Here is a 25537-nt window from a genome sequence, read left to right as displayed (position 1 = left end):
CGGGATTCGCGGTTTGTCAGCGCGTGCGCGGACTGATTCCCATGAGTGATACAAGCTCAGCTGCAGCCCGCTGGACGTCATCATTAATGACGGTGTGATCGAACTCGGACTCGGCAGCAAGTTCCAGTTTAGCGGTTTCCAGCCGTTGCTGCTGCTCTTCGGGCGTTTCGGTTCCGCGCCCGACCAGCCGCCGGACCATTTCGTCCCAGGTAGGCGGGGCCAGGAACACGAAATTCGCCTCCGGCATGGACTTCTTGACCTGCCGCGCACCCTGGAGATCGATCTCCAGCAATACGCTGCGGCCCTCGGCCATGGCTGCTTCCACGGTGCGGCGCAGGGTTCCGTAGCGGTTGCGTCCGTGGACCACTGCCCATTCGAGCATCTGGTCCTGTTCAACCATGGCGTCGAACTCTTCGGCGCTGACGAAGAAGTAATGTACGCCGTCTTCTTCACCCGGCCGGGGAGCACGGGTGGTGGCCGAGACGGAAAGCCAGACTTCGGGATAGTTGTCCCGGATATAGGTGGATACAGTGCCTTTGCCAACTGCGGTTGGACCTGCCAGAACTGTCAGCCGCGGTTGCGACACGTAAACCTCATTCACTCGTTGTTGTTGCCGGCCTCCGGAGCCTAATGGCTCGCCAGCAGGTCTATCAGCGCCTTGCGCTGATGCACGCCCAACCCCCGGACCCGGCGGGTGGGCGCAATACCTACCGTAGCCATTATTCCAGCTGCGCGGCGCTCCCCGACACCAGGCAGGGCGCGCAGCAGGTCCATGACCTTCAGCCGGCCTACCGCTTCCTCTCCGGAACGGGACAGGATGACTTCTTCGATGCTGAGGTCACCGGACTTGATACGTGACTTGACCTCGGCACGGACGGCCCGGGCCGCAGTGGCCTTTTCGCGGGCGAGCGTACGCTCGGCTTCTGTCAGTGGCTTGAGGTTCAAGAGACGCTCCCGGACGAAGACACACCGCTTTCAGCGGCTCTGCTGGTAGGTCCGAACCTATCCGCAATCGAAGCCCAATTGCAATGGAAACCGCTTCGCAGGCGCCGCTCCACTAGCGTACGGATGCCAGCTCCGATCCGGTCCGCAGTGCTGCCTCACGGAGGCCCCGGAGATCGGGGCCGGCCCGCAGGATGCCGCGGCTGGAGGTAGCCAGGACATTGGGGTACGCCGCAGCGAAGGTTCCGCGCAGGTCGGCGGCCGTTGCTCCCTGGGCGCCCAGTCCCGGTGCAAGCAGCGGTGCCCGCGAGGCGGCGAGGTCGATCGCCAGGTCGGCCAGTGCCGTGCCGACGGTCGCGCCGACCACAAGTCCCACGGAGCCCAGTTCCTCCCCGGAACCACCCCCCGAGCCGGCATTTTCCGCCGCTGCCGCGTCGACGATCCGGGCAGCCACGGACCGTTCCGCTCCCCCGGCGCCGACGTGCTGAACGGACGCCCCTTCCGGGTTTGACGTCAGTGCCAGGACAAATACGCCGCGTCCGGTGGCGGCGGCAAGGTCCAGGGCGGGCCGCAGGGACCCGAACCCGAGATACGGACTGAGCGTCACGGCGTCGGCCGCCAGCGGCGAACCGTCCCGCAGCCACGCGTCCGCATAGGCCGCCATCGTGGAGCCGATGTCCCCGCGCTTGGCGTCGGCGATACTGAGCACGCCGGCGTCCGAACACTCCCCCAGCAGGCGTTCGAGGACCGCGATCCCGGCGGATCCGTGGCGTTCATACAGCGCCACCTGGGGCTTCACGGCTGCAACCTGCTCCCCCACCGCCGCAAGGACGGTGAGGGAGAATCGCTCGAGCCCGGCGGCGTCGTCGTTCAGGCCCCACTGGGCCAGCAGTTCGGGGTGCGGATCGATGCCTACGCACAGCTGCCCGCGGCGGTCCATGGCCGCGCGCAGCCGCGCACCGAAAGCGGGACGTGCCTCAGACACCGGCTGCCTTCAACCGGGCGGCGTGTTCCTGCAGGGACGTCACGTCCCATTCGTAGGACCGCATCGCGTCGATCGCCTGCACGGCGGCACCGAACTCGGAGACGGTGGTGACCACGGGGCAGCCGATGGACGTTGCCGCGGCCCGGATTTCGTATCCGTCGCCGCGGGCCTGTCCGCCGGAAGGCGTGTTGACCACCAGGTTGATCTCCCCGGCGGTAATCAGGTCCACAACGGTTCCTTCGCCGTGCGGTCCGGCACCCTCGCCGACCTTGCGCACCACCGTCGCGGCAATGCCGTTGCGGCGCAGCACCTCGGCCGTGCCGCCGGTGGAGAGGATCTCGAAGCCGAGGTCGCTCATCCGCTTCACCGGCATGATGATCGAGCGCTTGTCCCGGTTCGCCACCGACACGAAGACCTTCCCGGCGGTGGGCAGCGCACTGTTGGCGGCGGCCTGGGACTTGGCGAAGGCGGTGTCGAAGTACTTGTCGATGCCCATGACCTCACCGGTGGACCGCATTTCCGGGCCCAGGAGCGAGTCCACCACGGTGCCCTCGGGGGTCCGGAACCGGCTGAACGGCAGCACCGCTTCCTTCACGGCCACCGGCGCGTCCAGGGGCAGGGTGGAGCCGTCACCGACGGCGGTCAGCTTCCCGGCAGCCCGCAGCTCGGCGATGCTGGCGCCGGTGCCGATCAGCGCCGCGGCCTTGGCCAGCTGGACGCCGGTGGCCTTGGACACGAACGGCACGGTACGGGAGGCACGCGGGTTGGCTTCGATGACATAGAGGATGTCCGAGGCCAGGGCGAACTGGATGTTGATCAGCCCGCGGACGCCGACGCCGGCGGCGATCACCCGGGTGGCCTCGCGGACCCGGTCGATCACGTCGGTGCCGAAGGTGATGGGCGGCAGCACGCAGGCCGAGTCGCCGGAATGGATGCCGGCCTCCTCGATGTGCTCCATGATGCCGCCCACGTAGAGGTCGGTGCCGTCGAAGAGCGCGTCGACGTCGATCTCGATGGCGTCTTCCAGGAACCGGTCCACCAGGACGGGGTGGTCCGGGGTGATCTCGGTGGCGTTGGTGATGTAGCGGGAGAGGTTGGCTTCGTCGTAGACAATCTCCATGCCTCGGCCGCCCAGGACGTAGGACGGGCGGACCAGGACGGGGTAGCCGATTTCGTCCGCGACCCGCTTGGCGTCCTCGAAGGACACGGCCGTGCCGTTCTTGGGTGCGGTGAGCCCGCCCTCGTCCAGCACCTGCTGGAACGCACCGCGGTGTTCGGCCAGGTCGATCGCGGCGGGCGAGGTGCCCAGGATGGGCACGCCGGCGTCGGCCAGGGCCTGTGCCAGCTTCAGCGGTGTCTGCCCGCCGAGCTGGACGAAGACACCCAGGACGCCGCCGGTGCGCTGTTCCGCGGCGATGACCTCCAGGACATCCTCCAGGGTGAGCGGCTCGAAGTAGAGCCGGTCGGAGATGTCGTAGTCGGTGGACACGGTTTCCGGGTTGCAGTTGATCATCACGGTCTCGTGGCCGGCTTCGCGCAGTGCCATGGTCGCGTGGACGCAGGAGTAGTCGAACTCGATGCCCTGCCCGATCCGGTTCGGCCCGGAGCCGAGGATGATGATGGACGGTTTGGCGTGCTCGGCCACCTCGTCCTCCTCGTCGTAGGAGGAGTAGTGGTACGGCGTGTACGCGGCGAATTCGGCGGCGCAGGTGTCCACTGTCTTATAGACGGGGCGTACGTTCAGGGCGTGCCGGACGCCGCGCACCACTGCTTCGGGGGTGTTGGTCAGCGTGCCGATCTGCTCGTCCGAGAAGCCGTGCCGCTTGGCCAGGCGCAGGATGTCCTCGTTGACCGACGGCGTGGCTCGGATCTGCTCGGCGGTTTCGTTGATCAGCACCAGCTGGTCCAGGTACCACGGGTCGATGCCGGTGGCTTCGAAGAGCTCCTCGATGGATGCGCCGCCCAGCAGGGCCTGCTGCACCTGCTGCAGCCGGGCCGTGGTGGGCCGCCGCGACGCCTCAATGAGTCCGGGCACCTCCGCTGCGTCCACGGGGTCGAAGGACAGCGAGGCGCCCTTCTGCTCCAGGGAACGCAGCGCCTTCTGCAGGGCTTCGGTGAAGTTGCGGCCGATCGCCATGGCTTCACCCACGGACTTCATGGTGGTGGTCAGCGTAGGATCCGCAGCCGGGAACTTCTCGAAAGCGAACCGCGGAACCTTCACCACGACGTAGTCCAGGGTGGGCTCGAACGACGCCGGCGTCTTCTTGGTGATGTCGTTCGGAATCTCGTCAAGGGTGTAGCCGAGGGAGAGCTTCGTGGCGATCTTGGCGATGGCGAAGCCGGTGGCCTTGGATGCCAGCGCCGAAGAGCGGGAGACGCGCGGGTTCATTTCAATGACCACCACGCGGCCGGTATCCGGCTCGATGGCGAACTGGATGTTGCAGCCGCCGGTGTCCACGCCGACCTCGCGGATGACGGCGATCGCGATGTCGCGCAGCTTCTGGTACTCGCGGTCGGTCAGGGTCATGGCCGGGGCCACGGTGATCGAGTCACCGGTGTGCACACCCACCGGATCGAAGTTCTCGATGGAACAGACGACAACCACGTTGTCGTTCCGGTCCCGCATCATCTCCAGTTCGTATTCCTTCCAGCCCAGGATGCTCTCTTCAAGCAAAACCTCGGAGGTGGGGCTGTACTGGATGCCGGCCCCGGCAATGCGGCGCAGGTCCTCGGCGTTGTACGCCAGGCCGGAGCCGAGCCCGCCCATGGTGAAGGAGGGCCGGACCACCATCGGGTAGCCCAGTTCCTCGGCGGCGGCGAAGGCCTCGTCCATGCTGTGCACGATGATCGACTTCGCGGATTCGGCACCGCAGCGCTCGACGACGCCCTTGAACTTCTCGCGGTCCTCGCCGAGTTCGATCGCGGCGATGTTCGCGCCGATCAGTTCCACGTTGTACTTCTCCAGCGCGCCGCTCTTGTCCAGGGCGATGGCGGTGTTCAGGGCCGTCTGCCCGCCGAGGGTGGGCAGGATCGCGTCGGGCCGTTCCTTGGCAATGATCTTCTCGACCATCTCCGGGGTGATCGGCTCCACGTACGTGGCGTCGGCGAACTCCGGGTCGGTCATGATGGTGGCCGGGTTGGAGTTCACGAGGATGACCCGCAGGCCCTCCTCCTTGAGCACCCGCAGGGCCTGCGTGCCGGAGTAGTCGAATTCCGCGGCCTGGCCGATGACGATCGGGCCGGAGCCGATGACCAGGACGGACTTAAGGTCGGTTCTGCGGGGCATTAGATGCTTTCCTTGCTCTTGCTGGCTGCCATAAGCTCGACGAAGCGGTCAAAGAGGTACGCGGAGTCGTGCGGTCCGGCGGCAGCCTCGGGGTGGTACTGGACCGAGAAGGCGGGGATGTCGAGGCAGGCGAGGCCCTCGACGACGTCGTCGTTCAGGCTCACGTGGCTGACCTCCACCCGGCCGTAGCGGGCTTGAGGTGCGGTGACGGGGCCGTCCAGCGGGGCGTCGACGGCGAACCCGTGGTTCTGGCTGGTGATTTCCACCTTGCCGGTCCGCCGGTCCATGACGGGCTGGTTGATTCCGCGGTGCCCGTAGCGCAGCTTGTAGGTGCCGAAGCCCAGGGCACGCCCGAGGATCTGGTTGCCGAAGCAGATTCCGAAGAACGGAATCCGGGCATCCAGCACTTCACGCAGCAGGTCCACCTGGACATCGGCGGTGGCCGGGTCGCCGGGGCCGTTCGACATAAACACGCCGTCGGCACCCAGGGCCTTGATGTCCTCGAAGGTGCTGGTGGCGGGCAGCACGTAGGTGCGGATGCCGCGCTCGGCCAGGCGGACCGGCGTCATGGACTTGATGCCCAGGTCGATGGCGGCCACGGTGAACAGCGGGTCGCCGGCCCAGCCGTGGTCTGCCGGATCGATGAGGTAGGTTTCGTCCACGCTGACCTCTTCGGCCAGCCGTGCGCCTTCCATGCCCTGCTGGGCGCGGACCTCGGCGAGCAGTTCGCTGTCCGGGCGTTCGGCGTCGGGCCCGGAGAAGATCCCGGCCTTCATGGCCCCGCGTTCGCGCAGGTGCCGGGTCACGGCGCGGGTGTCGACGCCGGAGATGCCGACGACGCCCTGTTCCGCCAACTGCTCGTCCAGGGTGGATTCGGAGCGCCAGCTCGAGGGGCGGCGGGCGGCGTCGCGCACGATGTACCCGGCCACCCAGATCCGCCGGGACTCGGCGTCGTCGCCGTTGACTCCGGTGTTGCCGATATGCGGGGCTGTCTGGACCACGAGCTGCCGGGCATAGGAGGGGTCGGTGATGGTCTCCTGGTAGCCGGTCATGCCGGTGGCGAACACCGCTTCGCCCAGGGCGGTTCCCTGTGCGCCGTAGGCACGCCCGCGGAAGGTGCGGCCGTCTTCGAGCATGAGGACGGCGGGCGTGGGGTTGATGATTTCGTGAACTGTCACAGTTGTTCCTCGCTAGGGGTGGCCGATTCCGGCAGAAGTTCAGTAATGGCGCGGACAAGGGGGGTCTTCTCATCCGAGGAGCGGGTCCGGAAGCCGGTATCCACACGCTTGGGGCCCAGCTGCCAGGTCACAATGACCAGACCGTCCTTTTCCACGAATTTTCCGGCCATGCCGCGCTCCAGGCGGACGTCGTGCAGGTCCTGCCGCGGAATCCAGAGGTCCTCGGCACCGGAGCGGGCAAAAAGCACGCCTTCGGGGAAAACCGCCGCGGTGGCGTTGGACTTTACGCCCAGGCCGTAGAGTGCCACGCGGTCCAGCCAGTCACCGGCGGTGGTTGTGGCGACATATTGGCCCAGTGCCTGGAAGCCCGGATCGGACAGTTCGTCCGGCAGGGGCAGGGGACGGGGCGTGTCCTGCTGGCGGCGTCGTCGGCCGCGCCAGCCCAGGGCGAACAGGCCCAGGACCACGACGATAAGGGCGGCCAGGCCCAGGAAGAAAAAGACCAGTTCCATCAGGATTCCTTTGCGGCAGCGGGGTGGGGCGTGTTCAGTCTGCCGTTCAGGACGGTGGGGTGGCCGGCGTAGAAAACCGCTTCGACTCCACCGGGCAGTTCCAGTCCGGCAAACGGACTGTTGCGTCCCTTGCTAGCCATCTTAGAAGGGTCGACCCTCCTTCGCGCAGACGGGTTCACCAATATGACGTTGGCCGGTTCGCCTGCGGCAAGGGGCCTGCCTTGGCCCGGTACCCGGCCGATCAGCGCAGGTGTCGAAGAGGTGACGCGGGCGAAATCCGCCCAGTCCATCAGCCCCGTGTCGATCATGGCGTGCTGCACCACGGAGAGCGCGGTCTCCAGGCCGGTCATGCCCATGGCCGCCGTCTCCCACTCGCCTTCCTTGTGTTCGCGGGGATGCGGAGCGTGGTCGGTGCCGACAATATCGATGGTGCCGTCTGCGAGGCCGCGGCGGACCGCCTGCACATCCGCTTCGGTGCGCAGGGGCGGGTTCACCTTGTAGACCGGATCGTAAGTGCGGACCAGTTCGTCGGTGAGCAGCAGATGGTGCGGGGTAACCTCGGCGGTGACCCGGATGCCGCGTTCCTTGGCCCAGCGGATGATTTCCACCGACCCGGCGGTGGACAGGTGGCAGACATGCAGGCGGGAGCCCGTGTGCCGTGCCAGCAGGACGTCGCGGGCGATGATGGATTCCTCGGCGACGGCGGGCCAGCCGGCCAGTCCGAGGACGGCACTGACTTCGCCTTCGTTCATCTGTGCGCCTTCGGTGAGGCGTGGCTCCTGCGCGTGCTGGGCAACGACGCCGTCGAACGCCTTCACGTATTCCAGCGCACGGCGCATCAGCACCGGGTCCGAAACGCACTTGCCGTCGTCGGAAAACACGCGCACCCGGGCGCGGGAGTCAGCCATCGCGCCGAGTTCCGCCAGCTGCCGGCCTTCCAGGCCTACGGTGACCGCCCCTACGGGACGCACGTCCACCCAGCCGGCCCGCTCCCCCAGGTGAAGGACCTGTTCCACCACGCCGGCGGTGTCTGCAACCGGCATGCTGTTGGCCATGGCGTGCACGGCGGTGAAGCCGCCGAGCGCTGCGGCACGGGTGCCGGTCTCCACGGTTTCGGCATCTTCCCGGCCGGGTTCGCGCAGGTGCGTGTGCAGGTCCACCATGCCGGGCAGGGCGATCAGGCCCTCCGCCTCGACCACGGTGGCGCCGGGGGGCACCGGCAGTTCGGGGGCGACGGCGGTGATGGTGCCGTCCTCGATGCGGATATCCGCACGTTCGGTGCCGAGCAGTGACGCTCCGCGGATCAGATAGGTGCCGGTAGTGCTCATCGGGGCTGCTCCTGCTGGGTACGGGGGGTGCTGTTCTCTCCGGAGAGCAGCAGGTAAAGGGCGGCCATCCGCACCGAGACGCCGTTGCGGACCTGGTCCAGGACGGTCGAGCGGGGCGAATCGGCGGCACGGGCGGAAATTTCCAGCCCGCGGTTCATCGGACCGGGGTGCATGATGATGGTGTCCGTCAGGCCGAGGGTGTCCAGCCGGTCGAGGCGGACGTCGTCCAGGCCCCAGCGGCGGGAATACTCGCGGACGGACGGGAAGAACGCAGAGTGCATCCGTTCGCCCTGCACCCGCAGCATCATGACGGCATCCGGCCGGGTCGCCAGTGCCTCGTCCAGGTCGTAACTGACGGTGCAGGGCCAGGACTCGACGCCGAACGGCAGCAGCGTGGGCGGTGCAACCAGGGTGACCTCCGCGCCCAGTGTCCGAAGCAGCCACAGGTCCGAGCGGGCAACCCGCGAATGCAGCACGTCCCCCGCAATCACCACCTTCATTCCGGCCAGGTCGGTGCCGGCGGACTCCGTGCCGTGCAGCCGCGCCCAGTGCCGTCGCATCGTGAAGGCATCCAGCAGTGCCTGGGTGGGGTGTTCGTGCGTGCCGTCCCCGGCGTTGAGCACTGCGGCATCAATCCAGCCGGAGGACGCCAGCCGCGCCGGCGCTCCGGAGGATCCGTGCCGGATCACTACGGCGTCGGCGCCCATGGCTGCCAGCGTCTGTGCGGTGTCCTTCAGTGATTCGCCCTTGGAGACCGACGATCCCTTGGCGGAGAAATTGATGACGTCGGCGGACAGCCGTTTCGCGGCCGCCTCAAAGGAGATGCGGGTGCGGGTGGAGTCCTCGAAGAAGAGGTTCACCACGGTGCGCCCGCGCAGGGCCGGAAGCTTCTTTACTTCACGCTCCCCTACTGCGGCCATTTGCTCCGCCGTATCCAGGACGGCCAGGGCGTCGTCCCGGCTGAGGTCCAGCGTGGACAGGAGGTGCCTCATGCAATGCCCTCGATGACCACTTCGTCCGTGGCAGCTTCGCCTGTGGCCGTGCTGTCGCTTTCGGACAGCCGGACCCGGACCTGCTCGATGGAGGCGGTGGGCAGGTTCTTGCCCACGTGGTCTGCCCGGATGGGCAGTTCGCGGTGGCCGCGGTCCACGAGCACTGCCAGCCGGACGATGCGCGGCCGGCCCAGGTCCACGAGGGCATCGAGCGCGGAACGGATGGTGCGGCCGGAATACAGGACGTCGTCCACGAGCACCACCACTTTGTCGTCAATCCCGGTGACCGGGACGCGGGTGGCGTAGGGCGGCCGGGTGGGCCTGCGGGCGAGGTCGTCACGGAACATGGTGACGTCGAGCTGGCCGGTGATGGCAGCGGGATCGACGCCGGGAGCCGCCGCGGCGATCTTGGCGGCCAGGCGCTGGGCCAACGGATAACCGCGGCGCGGGATCCCCATCAGGACCAGGTCTTCGGGCCCTTTGTTGGCCTCGAGGATCTCATAGGCAATACGCGTCAGGGCGCGGTCAATGTCAGCTGAAGACAAAACAGTACGGCTGGAAAGAGCATCTTTGGCCGTCATATTCGCTTCCTCCTTCCCCGCCTCACAGGACGGAATTTAAAGGTTGAATGCCGCACCAAGCTATCACAGGCCACGCCGCCGCCCGCTGTGTGTGACGGGAAATGCCGCGGTGGAACTATCCTGTCTGCTATGAGCAGGCCCAGCGCATGAGCGCACCCGGTATCTTTCCCGACCCGCAGCATCCCGCCCCTCCGGGCTATGGCCCTGCCAACGGCGCCGCACCCGTCCAGACGTTCTGGTCCCCTCCGGCACCACGCCGGGACAAGGGCCTGGCGGCCACCGTAGTGCTGATTGCGCTCTCCTCCGTGGCACTGGCCTGGGTGGGCATGTACCTTCTGGACGGCCTCGGCCCGCCGGCCTTCATTATCTGCGGGCTCCTGGCGCTGGTCCCCCTGAGCATCTGCGTGCTGGGTATCTGGTGGGTGGACCGGTGGGAGCCGGAACCGCGGAGCAGCCTGGTTTTCTCGTTCCTGTGGGGTGCCGGGGTTTCGGTGGCCATCGCCCTGTTGGTTGGTCCGTACTTCACGTTTGCCCTGATTGAGCTGGTCCCCTACGGCTCGGCGGACCTGCTGGGCGCGGTGGTCCAGGCTCCCGTAGTGGAGGAAATCGCCAAGGGCCTGGGCATCCTCCTGCTTCTGCTGGTCCGCCGGCGGATCTTTGACGGGCCGGTGGACGGCATCGTGTTTGCCGCTGCCGTGGCAGCGGGGTTCGCCTTCACGGAAAACATCCTCTACTTCGGGGCAGCGCTGCGGACAGCCGGGCCCGAGACGGTGTACGAGCTCGGGTTTATTTTCATCCTCCGCGGGCTGCTCTCCCCCTTTGCGCATGTCCTGTTCACCGCCTGCACCGGGCTCGCGCTGGGACTGGCGGCGCGGCGTGCGGGCAACGCGTGGATCCTGCCGGCCTTCGTGATCGGATTGATTCCGGCCATCCTGGGGCACATGCTGTGGAACGGCGGCCCCGCGTTGTTTTTCGGGGACTTCTTCCTGTTCTACTTCCTGCTCCAGGTTCCGTTCTTCGGCGCGGCGGTCACCGGGGTGTGGCTGCTGCGCCGCGCGGAGCAGCGCCTGACCCTGCAACGGCTTTCCGAATACGCCATGGCGGGCTGGTTCACCCCCGCAGAAGTGCGGATGCTGGCCACCGGCGCCGGCCGCCGCCAGGCCATGGGCTGGGCACGGGCCACCGGGGCGGCACCGCACATGAAGGAGTTCATCCGGCGTGCCACCCGCCTGGCATTGACCCGGCAGCAGATAGCCTCCGGCCGGGATGTCAGCGCCAACATGGAGTATGAGCGGACCCTGCTGGGTGAACTCACCGGCATCCGGACCACCATGCTGGCCGGGCAGGCCCTCCAGGCCAGGTGAAACCCTGCAGCCCAGGTAAAACCCTCCAGCCCGGGTGAAACCCGCAGCCGAAGTGAAACGGCTGGAAACGCAGAAAAGACCGGCCCCGCGGGGCCGGTCTTTTCTGGATGCTTGGATCCTGGCTAAGCCAGCAGGGAGGGCTTCAGTTCCTGCAGCCGTCCGAGCAGGCCGTTGATGAAGGCCGGTGATTCGTCCGTGGAGAGTGCTTTCGCCAATTCCACGGCTTCGCTGATGGCCACCTTGTCGGGAACGTCGTCGTTGTAGAGAAGTTCCCAAGTGCCCAGGCGGAGGATGATGCGGTCCACCGAGGGCATGCGATCAAGCGTCCAGCCCTGCGAATACGTGCTCAGGAACTCATCGATCTGCTCCTGCATCGCAACCACGCCTTCCACCAGGTCCATGGTGTAGGGGTTGATGGTCTGGTCGGTCTTTTCGCGGCGGGCCCGAATGGCATCGAAGGCAGAAACCGAACGCTGTTCGGCTTCGAAAAGGACCTCCAGTGCCCGGGTCCGTGCTTTACTGCGTGCACTCACTCGTTAACGCGTCCCAGGTAGTCGCCGGTGCGGGTGTCGACCTTGACCTTGGTGCCCTGCTCCAGGAACAGCGGCACCTGGATCTCGTAGCCGGTCTCGATCGTGGCGGGCTTGGTGCCGCCGGTGGACCGGTCGCCCTGCAGGCCCGGCTCGGTGTACGTGATCTCCATGGTGACCGACGGCGGGAGTTCGATGTACAGCGGCGAACCCTCGTGGATCGCGATGGTGACCATCATGGACTCCATCATGAAGTTCGCGTTGTCACCGACGATCTTGCCGGGGACCGTGAGCTGGTCAAAGTCGGAGGTGTCCATGAAGACGTAGTCTTCGCCGTCCTGGTACAGGTACTGGTAATCGCGGCGGTCCACCGTGGCGGTCTCGACCTTGATGCCGGCGTTGAACGTCTTGTCCACTACCTTGCCCGAAGTCACGTTGCGCATCTTGGTACGGACGAACGCACCACCCTTGCCCGGCTTCACGTGCTGGAACTCGATGATGCTCCAGAGGTTGCCTTCAAGCTTCAGCACGGTGCCGTTCTTGATGTCGTTGGTCGTCGCCACAGTTTCTCTTCCGTTGTTCGTCAGTCGTTAGTCAAAGTACGTTCGTTAGTCAAAGTACGTTTTATTCAAGTCCGTCGACTATTCTACCCGCTCGCGCAGAACCTACAGGCTGAGGCGGATTCCGCCCTGCGGCTCGGAGGCGATCTCCTGGTAGGCCGCGAACAGCAGCGAGGTATCCGGCACCTCCAGCATGGACGGTTTCGCCAGTCCGTCCAGCACCACGAAGCGCAACAGGTCCCCGCGGGACTTCTTGTCCCGGCGCATGCCGTCCAGCAGGGCGGACCAACGGTCCTTGCGGTAGGTCACGGGCAGCCCCAGCGAGGAGAGGATCTCCTTGTGCCGGTCCGCAGTCGCGTCATCCAACCGGCCCACCGTCCGTCCCAGTTCCGCGGCGAAGACCAGGCCAACGGACACTGCCGCGCCGTGCCGCCACTGGTAGCGTTCCGCCAGCTCGATGGAATGGCCCAGGGTGTGCCCGTAGTTCAGGAATTCCCGCCGGCCGGATTCGCGCAGGTCCGAGGAAACAATTTCCGCCTTGACCCCGATGGAGCGTTCCACCAGTTCGCGCACGACGTCGGAAGCGCCGTCGGCCACTGCCTCCGGGTTCGCTTCGACCAGGTCCAGGATGGCAGGGTCGGCGATGAACCCGCATTTGATGACCTCGGCCATGCCGCTGAGCAGCTCGTTCCTGGGCAGGGTGGCCAGGGCGTCCAGGTCCGCCAGGACCCCGGCGGGCGGATGGAAGGCGCCCACGAGGTTCTTGCCTTCGGCGGTGTTGATGGCGGTCTTGCCGCCCACGGCCGCGTCCACCATGCCCAGCAGGGACGTGGGGATGTGCACCACTTTAATGCCGCGCAGCCACGTGGCGGCCACGAAGCCGGCCACGTCGGTGACCGCTCCGCCACCGACGGCGACAATGGCATCGGACCGGGTGAAATCGTTCTGGCCCAGGACCTGCCAGCAGAAGGACGCCACCTGGATGTGCTTGCCCTCTTCGGCGTCCGGGATCTCCGCGGTGACGGCGGTCAGGCCCGTGGCGGCGAGTTCGTCGCGTACGGTATCGCCGGTGGTGCGCAGGGCGCGCGGGTGGATCACCAGGACGCGGCGCACGCGCTCACCCAGCATGTCCGGCAGCCGGCCAAGCAGGCCGTTGCCTACGACGACGTCGTAGTTCTCTGCGGGGTTGGTGCCGGTCACCGGGATGATCGTGGGGTCGGAGGGCATCTAGTCTTCTCCTTTGATGAGGACGGAAGTCAGCCGGTCAATAATGGCCGGAACGGTAAGTCCCCTGGTGTCAATGGTGATGTCGGCCAGGGATTCGTATATGGGACGGCGGATGTCCGCCAGTTCCTGCCAGCGCCGGACCGGGTCCGGTGCGAGCAGGGGACGGTGGCCTGCACGGGTGATCCGTGGAAGCACGGTGGCAAGGTCCGTATCCAGAAACACTACAGTGGCGCGGCCGAGCAGTTGCTGGGTCCCCGAGTCCAGCACGGCGCCTCCGCCCAGGGAAATCACGGTGGGCACGCGGGCTTCAAGGGCAGCGGCAACGGTCCGCGCTTCGACCTCGCGGAAATAGTGCTCACCGTACGCGCTGAAAATGCCGGCAATGGGACCGTACCGTGCCACGACGGCCTCGTCCGTGTCCAGGAAGGGCATTCCCTGGCGGGCAGCGAACCCGCGTCCGACGACCGACTTCCCGGCCGCCATAAAGCCCATCAGGACCAGGTGCCGGTCGAGCCCGCTGGACCTGTCGCTCCTAGGGGACATCGGTACCGGCGGATTCCAGCGGCTGCGGAATGGCGGCCAGGTAGGCGTGCAGGTTCCGTGCAGTTTCGGGCACGGAATCGCCGCCGAACTTCTCGATCACGGCTTCGGCCAGGACCAGCGCCACCATGGCTTCGGCAACCACGCCGGCAGCGGGGACCGCGCAGACATCCGACCGCTGGTGGTGGGCCCGGGCCGGTTCGGAAGTACTCACGTCAACGGTGCGCAGCGCCCGCGGCACGGTGGCAATGGGTTTCATTGCGGCACGTACCCGCAGCAGTTCGCCGATGCTCATGCCCCCTTCGATGCCTCCGGCGCGGTTGCTTGATCGGACCACGCGGCCCTCGGCGTCCTGCAGGATTTCGTCGTGGGCAGCGGAGCCGCGGCGGGTGGCAGTGAGGAAACCGTCCCCTACTTCCACGCCCTTGATGGCCTGGATGCCCATCAGGGCGCCGGCGATGCGGGCGTCCAGCCGGCGGTCCCAATGAACGTAGCTGCCCAGTCCCGGCGGCAGGCCGTAGGCCAGCACCTCCACCACTCCCCCGAGCGTCTCGCCCTCCTTGTGCGCGGCATCGACTTCGGCCACCATGGCCGCCGAGACGCCTGCATCGAAGCAGCGCATCGGGTCGGCGTCGAGCGCGTCGACGTCGGCCGGGAGCGGCAAGGCCGAGTCGCCCGGCGCCATCACACCGGCGATGCCCACGGTGTGGCTGACCAGTTCAATGCCCAGCTGCTTCAGGAAGGCAGAGGCGACGGCGCCAAGCGCCACGCGGGTGGCGGTTTCCCTTGCGCTGGCGCGTTCAAGGACGGGACGGGCTTCGTCGAAACCGTACTTCTGCATACCGGTGAAATCAGCATGCCCAGGACGGGGACGGGTGAGGGGCGCATTGCGTGCAGAGTTGGCCAGGACCGCCGGATCCACCGGATCGGCAGCCATCACCTGTTCCCACTTGGGCCATTCGGTGTTGCCGATCTCGATGGCGACCGGGCCGCCCTGGGTCTTGCCGTGGCGGACGCCGCCCAGGATGCGCACGGCATCCTGTTCAAATTTCATTCGGGCGCCGCGGCCGTAACCGAGGCGGCGACGGGCAAGAGCAGCGGAGATGAGGGTGCTGTCCACCTCCACTCCGGCAGGGACACCTTCAACAATTCCAACCAAAGCAGGGCCATGGGACTCACCGGCGGTCAACCAACGCAACATGCTTTCAATACTGCCATGCCCGGCGTGGGCGTTCAGCGCCGCGGGATTCGCACAGCGTCACACATGGCGTTTATGACGCCGGGTTCGTCGAAGAACGCGTCCCCGGTAAACAGTTTTACCTGCTCCACGGCCTGGTAAAGCAGCATCTCGATGCCCGGCACCACCGTTCCGCCGAACCCGGACCAGACGGACGCGATCCGGCTTGGCCATGGGTCGTACGCGGCATCCAGGAGGATGGCGTCCTGCCGGACTTCGGAGATTGCGTCCGCGAGGCCGTCTGCACCGTGCGGCGGCAGCGTGCAGATTACGACGTCGGCCGCCTCGCAGGCTGTGGCTGCCTCCTCCCACGGCCGCGGGTGCACGGCAACGCCGGTTGCGTGGCCTGCCTCCAGCACCCCTGCCTGCCCGGGGGCAGGTACCGGGAAGCGTCGGGCGCAGACCACCGTTTCGGACGGGTCCAGCCGCGCCAGTGCCGCAACAGCGGCGCACGCGGTTCCGCCCGCGCCAAGCACCACGGCCCGCGCTCCGGAACCGACTCCGGCGTACCGCAGGGCGCCGACAATGCCGGCCACATCGGTGTTGTGGCCGGTCAGGACCGTGCGGGAGCCTGTCCGGGAGAAGGTCACGGTGTTCAGCACTCCGAGCGCCTTCACCAGCGGCCCGACCTCGTCCATCTCCTCCGCCATGACGGCCTTCAGCGGCATAGTGACGGACAGACCGGTCCAGCCCTCCTGCCCGCGGAGGGAGGCCGCGAATCCCGCGGCCTCCTCAACACGGAGGTCTATCGCCTCGTAGCTGCAGTCGAACCCCAGATGGTTGTACGCGGCCTGGTGCAGCCGGGGTGACTGGGAATGGCTGATCGGATGCCCCAGCACGGCTGCGCGCCGCGGGGCGCTATCCACCGCTAACCACACCGCCCGGCTTTTTGGGTACTGCACCAGTTCTGGTATTCCTCGACGTACTTGGCGTGCTCGGCGAGGGTGGAGGAGAACTTGGTTTCGCCGCTGTCCAGGTTGACGGTGACCCAGTAGTAGTACGGGACGTCATCAGGGTTGGCCGCTGCCTCAATGGCCTCCCGGCTCGGGGAACCGATGGGACCGACGGGCAGGCCGGGGTTGGCGTAGGTGTTGTACGGGTTGGATTTGTCCGCCTTTTCCTCCGCGGTGAGTTCATAGCTCTTGCGGTTCAGGCCGTACGTCACCGTGGCATCGGACTGGATCAGCCCGTTGGTTTCCTTGTTGTCCGGGCCCAACCGGTTCTCGATGGAGCCGGCGACGGCACCGTAGTCAGCCTCCCCGGCCTCGGCCTGGATGATGCTGGCCTTGGTCAGGATCCGGTACTGCTCGGCGGGATCGGTAATACCGGCCGCTTCGAGTTCAGCGAACGTGTTATCCACCATCTCGGTGATGATCTCGGTGGCGTCCTTTTCGACGTCGAACCGGTATTCGCCCGGATGCAGGTAGCCTTCAAGGCTTACTGCTTCCTCCGGCAGGCCGAACTGCTGCGGGTCCGCGGCCAAGGCCTGGAACTCAGAAAGCGGGATCCGGGTGGAGGTATTCAGGACTTCGAAGACCTCGCCCTGGCGCAGGTCGCGTGCCACTGCCGCGTAATGCACCTGGCTGCCGCCGTCCCCGAGCAGGGCATCCACGGCAGCGGAGGAGGACATCTGGTATTTCATTTCGTACGTCCCGGGCTGGATTTCCCGTCCGTCCGACTGGGCGGTGAAGGCGTTGACGAATTCCTTGGACGTGGCGACGATGTCTTCGGCTTCGAGCTTTCCGCCGATCAGCAGCGGGCCGTCACCTTCTGCCACGGTGAACGCCACGGTGCCGTTGCCTGCACCCTCGTAGTCCTGGATCTCGTTCATGCCCAGCAGGTCCCGCAGGAACATGATGAGGCCGAAAACCACGCCTGCGAACACGGCCAGCACGGTGACCATGATGATGGTGCGGCGACGGCGGCGGCGCTGCTTTTCACGGCTCGGCCGCTGGCTCCTGCGGCTGGGAAGGTCCGAGGGCTCCTCAAAGAACACGCCCACGGGGAGTTCATGACTGCCGCCCTGTCGGGGCCTGCGGTCAGGCTCCGCCATGGCCGGGTACTCGGGATATCTGTGGCTCACGGCGTATTACCGCTTTCGCGCTCGATGTCCTGCGAAATTTCGAACTCCTCGGTCGGGGCCGGCACCCCGCCGCTTTCGCGGCGCGGCCGGCGCAGTGTAACCAGCTCCCCTACGTCCCGGTTCAGGGATCGTTGTGTGTCAATAGACTGCTGCAGAATCGCTACAGCAGCCGCTTGATCAACCACTGTACGGTGATTCCGGCTGTTCATTCCAGCTTCGCGCAGGGAACGGTGCGCGGAGACCGTAGTCAGGCGTTCGTCCACCAACCGCACCTGCTGTTCCTGGCCGGCGTCGGCCAGGGCCCGGACCAGCGCCTGCGCGTAGTCCCGGGCCATCTGGGTGGAGGCGGTTTCGCCGCCGCCCAGGCTGCGGGGCAGGCCGACAAACACTTCGACGGCACCCCGCTCCGCAGCTTCCCGGACCACCACGCGGATGTCGCTGTTCTTCTTCGCGTCCCGCTTCAGCGTCCTGACCGGCATGGCCAGGACGCCGTCGGGGTCGCTGGCGGCGAGGCCGACCCGAACCAGGCCGACGTCGACACCCAGCTTCACCCCGTGCAGACCACTCAAGTCAGCTCCGCCCGGCCACGGCTTCGCGGATCGCCGTGAGGGCAGCTCCGATCCTGCCGGCATCGGAGCCGCCGCCCTGGGCGACGTCGTCCTTGCCGCCGCCGCCGCCGCCAAGCACGCCGGCGGCAACCTTGACGAGGGCACCGGCCTTGACGCCGGCGCCGCGGGCGCCTTCGTTGGTGGCGACAATCACTACGGGACGGTTGTTGGAGACACCGGCGACAGCCACCGCTGCGGGTTCGCTGCCCAGGCGGGAACGCAGGTCAAGGGCCAAGGTGCGCAGGTCATCCGCTCCCCCGACCTCGCCGGCATTGTGGGCCAGGAGCCGGACGCCGTCTACATCCACTGCGGTGCCTACGAGGGCGGCGGCGGAAGCGGCCAGCTGCTCGCGGCGCAGCTTTTCGAGTTCCTTCTCGGTGGACTTCAGCTTGGCCAGGGTGGCAGCGAGGCGGTCCGGCAGCTGCACCGAAGGGACCTTGAGCATCTCGGACAGCTCATTCACCAGTGCGCGCTCGGCGGCGAGGTGGCGGAAGGCGTCCATGCCCACGAAGGCTTCGACCCGGCGGTTGCCGGATCCGACGGACTGCTCGCCCAGCAGGGTCAGGCTGCCGATGCGGGAAGTCGAGGCCACGTGGGTGCCGCCGCAGAGTTCGCGGGACCAGTCGCCGTTCATTTCCACGACCCGCACGGTGTCACCGTAGGCTTCGCCGAACAGTGCGGTGGCGCCCAGTGCCTTGGCGTCCGCCAGGGACATGACCTTGGTCTCCACCTGGTAGTTGCTGCGGATCGCGAGGTTGGAGACCTCTTCGATTTCGGACTTCGCGGCGTCGGAGAGACCTTCGCCCCAGGAGAAGTCGAAGCGCAGGTAGCCGGCCTTGTTGAAGGAGCCGCGCTGCAGCGCTTCCGGGCCGAGGATCTGGTGCAGGGCCGCGTGCACGATGTGCGTGCCGGAGTGCGCCTGCTCTGCCTCGTGGCGGCGCTGGGCGTCGACGGCGGCCAGCACGTTGGCGCCGGCAGCGATCTCGCCTTCGCGGACAATCGCCTTGTGCACGCTCAGCCCCTTGACCGGGCGCTGGACGTCCTGCACCTCGAGGACGAAGCCGTCACCGGTGATGAGGCCGGTATCGGCGGCCTGCCCGCCCGCTTCGGCATAGAACGGCGTCGAGTCCAGCACCAGGGAGATTTCGGAACCCTGCCCGGCGTATTCCACCCGGGAGTTCCCCGAAATGATGCCGCGGACCTTCGATTCGGTCTTCAGCTCGTCATAGCCGGTGAATACTGTGGAGCCGGCGGCCAGCAGTTCGTTGAACACCGACATATCGGCGTGCCCGTGCTTCTTCCCGCGGGCATCTGCCTGGGCGCGCTTGCGCTGCTCGGACATCAGCGAGCGGAATCCGGCCTCGTCGACCTTCAGGCCCGCTTCCTCGGCCATTTCCAGCGTGAGGTCGATGGGGAAACCGTAGGTGTCGTGCAGGGCAAACGCTTCTTCGCCGCTCAACGGAGCTCCGGCGGCCTTGGAAACCTTGACGGCCTCTTCCAGGCGCTCGGTGCCGGAGGCGATGGTGCGCAGGAACGCCTTCTCCTCGGCATAGGCGATCCGGCTGATCCGGGCGAAGTCGGCTTCAACCTCGGGGTACGTGCCCTTCATGGCGTCGCGGGAGACGGGCAGCAGTTCGGGCAGCACGGCGGTGTCCACGCCCAGCAGGCGCATGGCGCGCACGGCCCGGCGGATGAGGCGGCGCAGCACGTAGCCGCGGCCTTCGTTGGACGGGCTCACGCCGTCGGAAATCAACATCAGGGCGGAGCGGATGTGGTCGGCCACCACGCGCATCCGGACGTCGTCCGTGTGGTGCGGGTCCGAGGGGTCTTCGGAGCTGGTGTAGGTCTTGCCGGAGAGCTCGGCGGCCTTGTCCAGCACCGGACGGACCTGGTCCGTCTCGTACATGTTCTCCACGCCCTGCAGGATCATCGCCAGGCGCTCCAGGCCGAGACCCGTGTCGATGTTCTTCTGCGGCAGTTCGCCGGCCACGTCGAAGTCCGTCTTGGAGCGCACGGCGGAGAGCTGGTACTGCATAAAGACCAGGTTCCAGATCTCGATGTAGCGCGTCTCGTCTACTGCCGGGCCGCCCTCCTGGCCGTAGGCCGGACCGCGGTCGTAGTAGATCTCGGAGCAGGGGCCGCCCGGGCCTGCCTGTCCGGTGTTCCAGTAGTTGTCTGCCTTGCCGGTCCCGATGATGCGGTCATTCGGGATGCCGATCTTGTCCCGCCAGATGGCGCGCGCTTCGTCGTCGCGCTCGTCGCCGTCTTCGTAAACGGTGACCCAGAGCCGCTGCGGGTCCAGCCCGTAACCGCCCTTCTCGACGTCGGAGGTCAGCAGTTCCCAGGCGTAGGTGATCGCTTCTTCCTTGAAGTAGTCACCGAAGGAGAAGTTGCCTGCCATCTGGAAGAAGGTGCCGTGGCGGGCGGTCTTGCCCACTTCTTCGATGTCCGCGGTGCGGATGCACTTCTGCACGCTGGTTGCCCGGCTGTACGGCGCCTTTTCGCGGGCGGTTAGGTAAGGGATGAACGGCACCATGCCGGCCACGGTGAACAGCAGCGAGGGATCGTTGGAGACGAGCGACGCCGAGGGCACCACCGTATGTCCCTTATCGCTGAAGTAATCCAGCCAGCGGCGTGCAATCTCGTGGGACTTCATGGTGGTTCTATACCCTTCCGGTAATGGTGTTTCAGCAGGCAGGTGGAGCTGCGTGCGTAATGCTGTGCTGCCAGTGACGAAGAAGTGCGGCGCTTAGCGGCGCGTGGACCTCAGGGTCTCGGCAACGTTGTCGGAGTTGTCCAGGCCCAGGGCGGCACGCAGCTCGCCCTCGCGCTGGCCCATGCCTTCACGCAGGGCTTCGGCGAAGCTCTGCACGGCACCGGCTGCGGAATCCACCGCACGGTTGATCCCCGCCTGGCTCAGGCTGGTCTTGGCCTCGGAAACCCGGCGGACGGCGATTACGCCGATGGCAACGCCAATGGACATCCAAAATACGCGCTTGATCATGGCTGGCTCCTGTAGTTGTTGGTGTGCTTAGCGGCTGCGCCGGCCACGGCCGGCGGTCCTGCGGGAGGCGAGGGCGGAACGTACGCCGTAGCTGAACGCCGAGACCTTGATCAGCGGGGAACCCACGGTGGCGGCCACCAGGGAGGACAGAGCGGACAAGTTGGCCGATGCGTCCGAAACGTTCGAGGAGATGCCGTCCACCTTCTGCAGCTGCAGGTTGGTGGTGGACACCGTGGTGGTGACCTCGTCGATCAGCGGAGTGGTCTCCTCGCTGAGCGTACGAATGGCGCCGCGCATCTCGTCGAAGACCTTCCCCAGTTTCCAGACGGGAACGGCCAGCAACGCGACCAATACGGCAAACACACCGGCCGCGATCAGACCGGCTATATCTCCACCCGACATGGGACTCCTTCTTGCGCAAAAATTCGTGGTTCGCATCGCCGTGAACGGCTCTGCCCGGAAGTCCCCGCCTGGATACGGCGAAAGACTCCGGTATGTACCTTACCTACTGCAACGCCGCGGCACTTACTTTTGCCGTGTACGCCACGAAAGGAGGAATACTGCCCCGGATAACGGAACAGCCCGCGGCACAAGGCCGCGGGCTGAACAGTAAACGGAAAAGTTTCCGTTATTAGCGTGCGTAGTATTCCACCACGAGCTGCTCTTCGCAGGTCACGGGGACTTCCGAGCGCTTCGGGCGACGCACGAGGCGTGCCTGCAGCTTGTCCAGGGAAACATCGAGGTAACCCGGAACGGCGGGCAGGACGTCGCGGTGGGCGCCGGCTGCGGCAACCTGGAACGGCGTCATGGTCTCGCTGCGCTGGTGCACGTGGATGAGCTGGCCTTCGGAAACGCGGAAGGACGGGCGGTCCACGCGGGCGCCGTCAACCATGATGTGACGGTGCACAACCAGCTGGCGGGCCTGGGCGATCGTGCGGGCAAAGCCGGCACGCAGCACGAGTGCGTCGAGACGCATTTCGAGCAGTTCGATCAGGTTTTCACCGGTCAGGCCGGCGGTACGGCGGGCTTCTTCGAAGACACGGGTCATCTGTGCTTCGCGGATGCCGTACTGGGCGCGCAGACGCTGCTTTTCGCGCAGACGTACGGCGTAGTCGCTGTCCTGCTTGCGACGGGCGCGGCCGTGCTCACCCGGGGGGTAAGGCCGACGCTCGAAGTACTTTGCTGCCTTGGGGGTCAAAGCAATGCCGAGGGCGCGCGATGCGCGTGCCTGCCGGCGTGCACGTGTGTTGTTAGCCACGTTCACCTTTCACTGTTTGGCGGTTTGGCCACGGCGGTAGTACGTGCCGTGACTGCTGCGAAATATGCTGGCCTCCATTAGGGAGAGCTCCGGCCAACCGCTGCCGTCTGCTACAGCCGAGGGTGTCGAAATCGACAACCGGCTTGCCAGTCAACCATCAATGCTAACACGCACTGCGGGGCCCGCCGGCAGGAACAGCCGGGGCCGGTCAGGACTTCTCGCCCCGGATGATTCCCCGCAGCCGCTCCAGCCTGGCGGAAATGTCGCGCTCCACTCCGTTGCCGGTGGGTTCGTAGTAGTTTTTTCCGACCAGGTCATCCGGCGCGTACTGCTGGCGTGCGACGCCGTGCGGGGAGTCATGCGAATAGATGTACCCCTTGCCGTGTCCCAGCTGCTTCGCGCCCGGGTAGTGGGCATCGCGCAGATGGGACGGAACGCCCTGCCCGCGTCCGGCCCGCACATCGGCGATGGCCGCGTTGATGCCGTTGTAGGCAGCGTTGGATTTCGGTGCGGTGGCAATATGCACCACCGCCTCGGCCAGGATGATCCGCCCTTCGGGCATGCCGATCAGCTGGACGGCCTGGGCGGCCGCGACGGCGGTCTGCAGCGCGGTCGGGTCCGCCATTCCCACGTCCTCCGATGCCGAGATGATCAACCGCCGGGAAATGAACCGGGGGTCCTCCCCCGATTCCAGCATGCGGGCCAGGTAGTGCAGGGCGGCGTCGACATCGGATCCCCGGAGGGACTTGATGAACGCGCTGGTGATGTCGTAGTGCTGGTCACCCGCGCGGTCGTAGCGCAGCGCCGCAACGTCCAGTGCCTCTTCGGCGTGTCTCAGGGTCACTTCGGGAATATCGTCGTCGTCCGCTTTTTCGGAGTAGGCGACGCCGGCGGCGGCCTCGAGCGCGGTCAGGCCGCGGCGGGCGTCCCCTGCCGCCAGCCGGACCAGGTGCTCCAGCGCCTCGGAGCTAAGCGTGACCCGTCCGGCCAGCCCCCGTTCATCCTCGACGGCGCGTTGGAGCAGGGCGGCGATGTCCTCCTCGGTCAGCGGTTTCAGTGTCAGCAGCAGCGACCGGGACAGCAGCGGGGAAACCACGGAGAAGGACGGGTTTTCCGTGGTGGCTGCCATCAGGACCACCCACCGGTTTTCCACCCCGGGCAGCAGGGCATCCTGCTGGGCCTTGTTGAAGCGGTGGATCTCGTCCAGGAAGAGGATGGTGGTGACGCCGTGCAGGTCCCGGTCCGTCAGGGCCTGCTCCATGACCCGGCGGACATCCTTGACGCCGGCCGTGATGGCGGAGAGTTCCACGAACTTGCGCCCGGCACCCCGGGCGACGACGTGCGCCAAAGTGGTCTTGCCGGTGCCGGGCGGCCCCCACAGCATGACCGAAGAAGGTCCGGCGGGATTGCGTTCATCGGCGAAGGAAGCCAGCGTGCGCAGCGGGGAGCCGGGGCCGAGCAGGTGCTGCTGTCCCACCACCTCGTCCACCGTGCGCGGGCGCATCCGCACAGCCAGGGGGCTGCGCGGCCGCACTCTCGTGCCCGGGGCTGCCCCGGCGTCGTCGAACTCTGCGTCGTCGTCTCCGTCTACGCTGAACAAATCATTCCCCGGCAAACCATTCACGCTTCAAGGCTACTCGTGCCGTAACCTGAGCAGGTCCACCCCGCTTTTCGTTGAAAGCAGACCCGGCCATGCCTGCCTCGCGCACCACCTATGTTCCGGCAGAGCGGCTGACCGGGTGGCTGGAACGGTTCGAAGCGGGCCAGGGTGCACTGGAGTTTGTCTCCGGGAATGAGGGTGTCCGGGTCCGTGCTGCGTCCGGCGCCGAGGCCGAGCTATTGGGGCCGTGGCCTGCCGACGGCCGCCCCGGGCGGGGAACCAACGACGTCGAACGCCTCGCTTCGCTGGCAGGGCAGGCCCGGACCCTGGGCCTGGTGCTGGTCCGCCGCGGCGGATATGCCGTGGGCGTTGCCCGGGAAGGCCGCCTGCTGGGCTCGAAGACGGGTTCGCCGAACAACCGCCGGGCAAACGCGGCCGATGCGTTGGCTGCCACCGCCGCGGAGCAGGCAGCGGCCGTATTCAGCAGCGCCGCTCCGGAGTACCTGGTCTTCGGCGGCGACCGGATGCTGGCCGAGCAGGTTGCCGGCCGGCGGGAGTTTGCCCGCTGGGCCGGGCTGCCCCGGCTGCGCCCGCTGGACGTACCTGACCCGAAAGCAGCGGTGCTGGCGCAGGCGGCCCGGGATGCGGCGTCGGTGTTTGTCCGGATCAGCCTGCCCTAGGAACGGTTACCGCATCCCCAGCCGCACGACAACGGCGGCGGCCGGCTCCGGCAGTGCCGAGTGGTAACCGGTTCCGGCCCAGAGGCTGGTGCCGTGCGGATTCCCCGACGCTGCCGCCTGTGCCCTGAGCCCCTTGGTGACCTGGTTGACCAGCGGGTAGGCGGCCGGAGCGTCAGAGTGTTGGGCCATAAACCGGTTGGCCAGTCCCCGTGCGGTGCGGCCGGAAAAGGCCCGGGTCAGTGCGGTCTCCGTAAACTGCGGGTCCTGCAGGGCCGCCCGGTGCACGGCCGCGGTCCCGGCCTCCGGGCTCAACAGCAGCGCGGTGCCGACCTGCACGGCGTCGGCCCCGGCAGCCCGCAGGGTCCGGACCTGTGCAGGAGTGCTGATGCCTCCGGCGGCAATGAGTTCAACATCGTCATTGAAGGCGTCCCGGACCGCACGCACCAGCTCATCCAACGACTGCGCGGACGGTTCCGCCGCGGCGTCGAAGGTTCCGCGGTGACCGCCGGCCGCCGGTCCCTGCAGGCACAGCATCCGTGCACCTGCCGCAACGGCCAGCTCCGCTTCCCATGAGGTGGTCACGGTGACGGCGACGGCGGTGCCTGCCTCCCGGAGCGCAGTAATAACGTCTCCGCCGGGCAGGCCGAAGGTAAAGGACACCACGGGTACCTGCAGGCGGAGGACCAGTTCGAGCTTGGCGTCCCATCCGTCGTCGTCCTCCGGGTCCGGCAGCGGCAGCAGCTCCGGCGGATAGTCCCGGGCCAGCTGCTCCCGGTAGGCCAGGGCGGCAGCGACCTGCCGGGATGTTCCGGAACCGCCGGTGTTCGCGGCATCCGGCACGAAGAGGTTTACTCCGAACGGCCGGCCGGTCAGCGCCCGGGTCGCCGTGATTTCCCCGGCCAGAGCCTCAGCGCTTTTATAGCCTGCCGCGAGGAACCCCAGGCCTCCGGCGTTGCTGACCGCCGCTGCCAGCGCCGGAGTGGACGGCCCGCCGGCCATGGGCGCGCCGACGACGGCGTGCGGAAGGGACCCCAGCATCAAC

At 67.0% G+C, this 25537-nt stretch carries 25 protein-coding genes; 2 read left to right on the top strand and 23 right to left on the bottom strand.

Annotated elements, in window-relative coordinates; genetic code table 11:
• Nucleotides 1-16: 16 nt before the first annotated feature.
• The 9 genes from gmk to pyrR all read right to left on the bottom strand — a co-directional run bounded on the left by gmk (nt 17) and on the right by pyrR (nt 9804).
• Nucleotides 17-586 (bottom strand): guanylate kinase, encoded by a 570-nt coding sequence (gmk, locus tag LJ760_RS07645; protein WP_227921384.1) that lies wholly within the window; start codon nt 584-586, stop codon nt 17-19.
• 41 nt (nt 587-627) lie between these two features.
• Entirely contained in the window at nt 628-945 is a 318-nt protein-coding gene (mihF, locus tag LJ760_RS07640; protein WP_227921382.1) for an integration host factor, actinobacterial type, read from the bottom strand.
• Between the two features lie 112 nt (nt 946-1057).
• A complete protein-coding gene (gene pyrF / locus LJ760_RS07635) occupies nt 1058-1927 on the bottom strand; it encodes an orotidine-5'-phosphate decarboxylase (RefSeq protein ID WP_227921380.1) in 870 nt (289 codons plus the stop codon).
• Nucleotides 1920-5213, bottom strand: a complete 3294-nt coding sequence (gene carB, locus LJ760_RS07630; protein WP_227921378.1) for a carbamoyl-phosphate synthase large subunit — start codon at nt 5211-5213, stop codon at nt 1920-1922. The genes pyrF and carB overlap by 8 nt, the downstream gene beginning before the upstream one ends.
• Nucleotides 5213-6349, bottom strand: a complete 1137-nt coding sequence (gene carA / locus LJ760_RS07625; protein WP_227922742.1) for a glutamine-hydrolyzing carbamoyl-phosphate synthase small subunit — start codon at nt 6347-6349, stop codon at nt 5213-5215. Before carA ends, carB begins: the two co-directional genes overlap by 1 nt.
• Nucleotides 6350-6387: 38 nt before the next feature.
• The gene (locus LJ760_RS07620; protein WP_227921376.1) at nt 6388-6903 is read right to left on the bottom strand and encodes a PH-like domain-containing protein; all 516 of its coding nucleotides are present in this window, start codon (nt 6901-6903) and stop codon (nt 6388-6390) included.
• Nucleotides 6903-8231, bottom strand: a complete 1329-nt coding sequence (locus tag LJ760_RS07615) for a dihydroorotase (RefSeq protein ID WP_227921373.1) — start codon at nt 8229-8231, stop codon at nt 6903-6905. The genes LJ760_RS07620 and LJ760_RS07615 overlap by 1 nt, the downstream gene beginning before the upstream one ends.
• Entirely contained in the window at nt 8228-9223 is a 996-nt protein-coding gene (locus LJ760_RS07610; protein ID WP_227921371.1) for an aspartate carbamoyltransferase catalytic subunit, read from the bottom strand. The genes LJ760_RS07615 and LJ760_RS07610 overlap by 4 nt, the downstream gene beginning before the upstream one ends.
• A complete protein-coding gene (gene pyrR / locus LJ760_RS07605; protein ID WP_227921369.1) occupies nt 9220-9804 on the bottom strand; it encodes a bifunctional pyr operon transcriptional regulator/uracil phosphoribosyltransferase PyrR in 585 nt (194 codons plus the stop codon). The genes LJ760_RS07610 and pyrR overlap by 4 nt, the downstream gene beginning before the upstream one ends.
• Nucleotides 9805-9950: 146 nt before the next feature.
• Here pyrR and LJ760_RS07600 point away from each other — a divergent pair, with 146 nt between their 5' ends.
• Complete coding sequence (locus LJ760_RS07600) at nt 9951-11168, top strand: PrsW family intramembrane metalloprotease (protein ID WP_227921367.1); 1218 nt, start codon at nt 9951-9953, stop codon at nt 11166-11168.
• A 122-nt stretch (nt 11169-11290) separates the two neighbouring features.
• On the opposite strand, the gene nusB is transcribed toward LJ760_RS07600, so the two are convergent.
• The 13 genes from nusB to LJ760_RS07535 form a co-directional block, all read right to left on the bottom strand.
• A complete protein-coding gene (gene nusB, locus LJ760_RS07595) occupies nt 11291-11701 on the bottom strand; it encodes a transcription antitermination factor NusB (protein ID WP_227921364.1) in 411 nt (136 codons plus the stop codon).
• Complete coding sequence (efp, locus tag LJ760_RS07590) at nt 11698-12261, bottom strand: elongation factor P (RefSeq protein ID WP_227911484.1); 564 nt, start codon at nt 12259-12261, stop codon at nt 11698-11700. The genes nusB and efp overlap by 4 nt, the downstream gene beginning before the upstream one ends.
• Before the next feature lie 102 nt (nt 12262-12363).
• Nucleotides 12364-13485: a 3-dehydroquinate synthase gene (aroB, locus tag LJ760_RS07585; protein ID WP_227921362.1), complete on the bottom strand. Its 1122-nt coding sequence runs from the start codon at nt 13483-13485 to the stop codon at nt 12364-12366.
• Entirely contained in the window at nt 13486-14028 is a 543-nt protein-coding gene (locus LJ760_RS07580; RefSeq protein ID WP_227921360.1) for a shikimate kinase, read from the bottom strand.
• Nucleotides 14018-15226: a chorismate synthase gene (aroC, locus tag LJ760_RS07575; RefSeq protein ID WP_227921359.1), complete on the bottom strand. Its 1209-nt coding sequence runs from the start codon at nt 15224-15226 to the stop codon at nt 14018-14020. The genes LJ760_RS07580 and aroC overlap by 11 nt, the downstream gene beginning before the upstream one ends.
• 32 nt (nt 15227-15258) lie before the next feature.
• Nucleotides 15259-16128 (bottom strand): shikimate dehydrogenase family protein, encoded by an 870-nt coding sequence (locus LJ760_RS07570; RefSeq protein WP_227921358.1) that lies wholly within the window; start codon nt 16126-16128, stop codon nt 15259-15261.
• Between the two features lie 2 nt (nt 16129-16130).
• On the bottom strand, nt 16131-17345 hold the full coding sequence (gene mltG, locus LJ760_RS07565) for an endolytic transglycosylase MltG (RefSeq protein ID WP_227921355.1): 1215 nt from the start codon (nt 17343-17345) through the stop codon (nt 16131-16133).
• Nucleotides 17342-17914, bottom strand: coding sequence for a Holliday junction resolvase RuvX (gene ruvX, locus LJ760_RS07560; RefSeq protein ID WP_227921352.1), 573 nt, complete (start codon nt 17912-17914; stop codon nt 17342-17344). Before ruvX ends, mltG begins: the two co-directional genes overlap by 4 nt.
• Before the next feature lies 1 nt (nt 17915).
• A complete protein-coding gene (gene alaS / locus LJ760_RS07555; RefSeq protein WP_227921350.1) occupies nt 17916-20609 on the bottom strand; it encodes an alanine--tRNA ligase in 2694 nt (897 codons plus the stop codon).
• Nucleotides 20610-20702: 93 nt separating this feature from the next.
• Nucleotides 20703-20957 (bottom strand): hypothetical protein, encoded by a 255-nt coding sequence (locus LJ760_RS07550; protein WP_227921347.1) that lies wholly within the window; start codon nt 20955-20957, stop codon nt 20703-20705.
• Nucleotides 20958-20984: 27 nt separating this feature from the next.
• Nucleotides 20985-21359, bottom strand: coding sequence for a DUF948 domain-containing protein (locus LJ760_RS07545; protein WP_227921340.1), 375 nt, complete (start codon nt 21357-21359; stop codon nt 20985-20987).
• Nucleotides 21360-21588: 229 nt separating this feature from the next.
• On the bottom strand, nt 21589-22215 hold the full coding sequence (rpsD, locus tag LJ760_RS07540; RefSeq protein ID WP_104054795.1) for a 30S ribosomal protein S4: 627 nt from the start codon (nt 22213-22215) through the stop codon (nt 21589-21591).
• Between the two features lie 208 nt (nt 22216-22423).
• Nucleotides 22424-23719, bottom strand: a complete 1296-nt coding sequence (locus LJ760_RS07535; RefSeq protein ID WP_442860653.1) for a replication-associated recombination protein A — start codon at nt 23717-23719, stop codon at nt 22424-22426.
• Nucleotides 23720-23907: 188 nt separating this feature from the next.
• Between LJ760_RS07535 and LJ760_RS07530 the strand changes: the two genes are divergently transcribed.
• Nucleotides 23908-24495 (top strand): Vms1/Ankzf1 family peptidyl-tRNA hydrolase, encoded by a 588-nt coding sequence (locus LJ760_RS07530; protein ID WP_227921332.1) that lies wholly within the window; start codon nt 23908-23910, stop codon nt 24493-24495.
• Between the two features lie 6 nt (nt 24496-24501).
• Here the strand turns inward: LJ760_RS07530 and LJ760_RS07525 are convergent, their stop codons facing one another.
• Nucleotides 24502-25533 carry an NAD(P)H-dependent flavin oxidoreductase gene (locus LJ760_RS07525; protein WP_331460713.1) on the bottom strand — a complete coding sequence of 344 codons (1032 nt, stop codon included), beginning with the start codon at nt 25531-25533 and terminating at the stop codon, nt 24502-24504.
• Nucleotides 25534-25537 lie beyond the last annotated feature (4 nt).

This window comes from Arthrobacter sp. zg-Y895, from assembly GCF_020731025.1.
Taxonomy (GTDB): domain Bacteria; phylum Actinomycetota; class Actinomycetes; order Actinomycetales; family Micrococcaceae; genus Arthrobacter_B.
The sequence above is the reverse complement of the archived record's forward strand: the minus strand, read 5'-3'. Positions and strand labels throughout refer to the sequence as shown.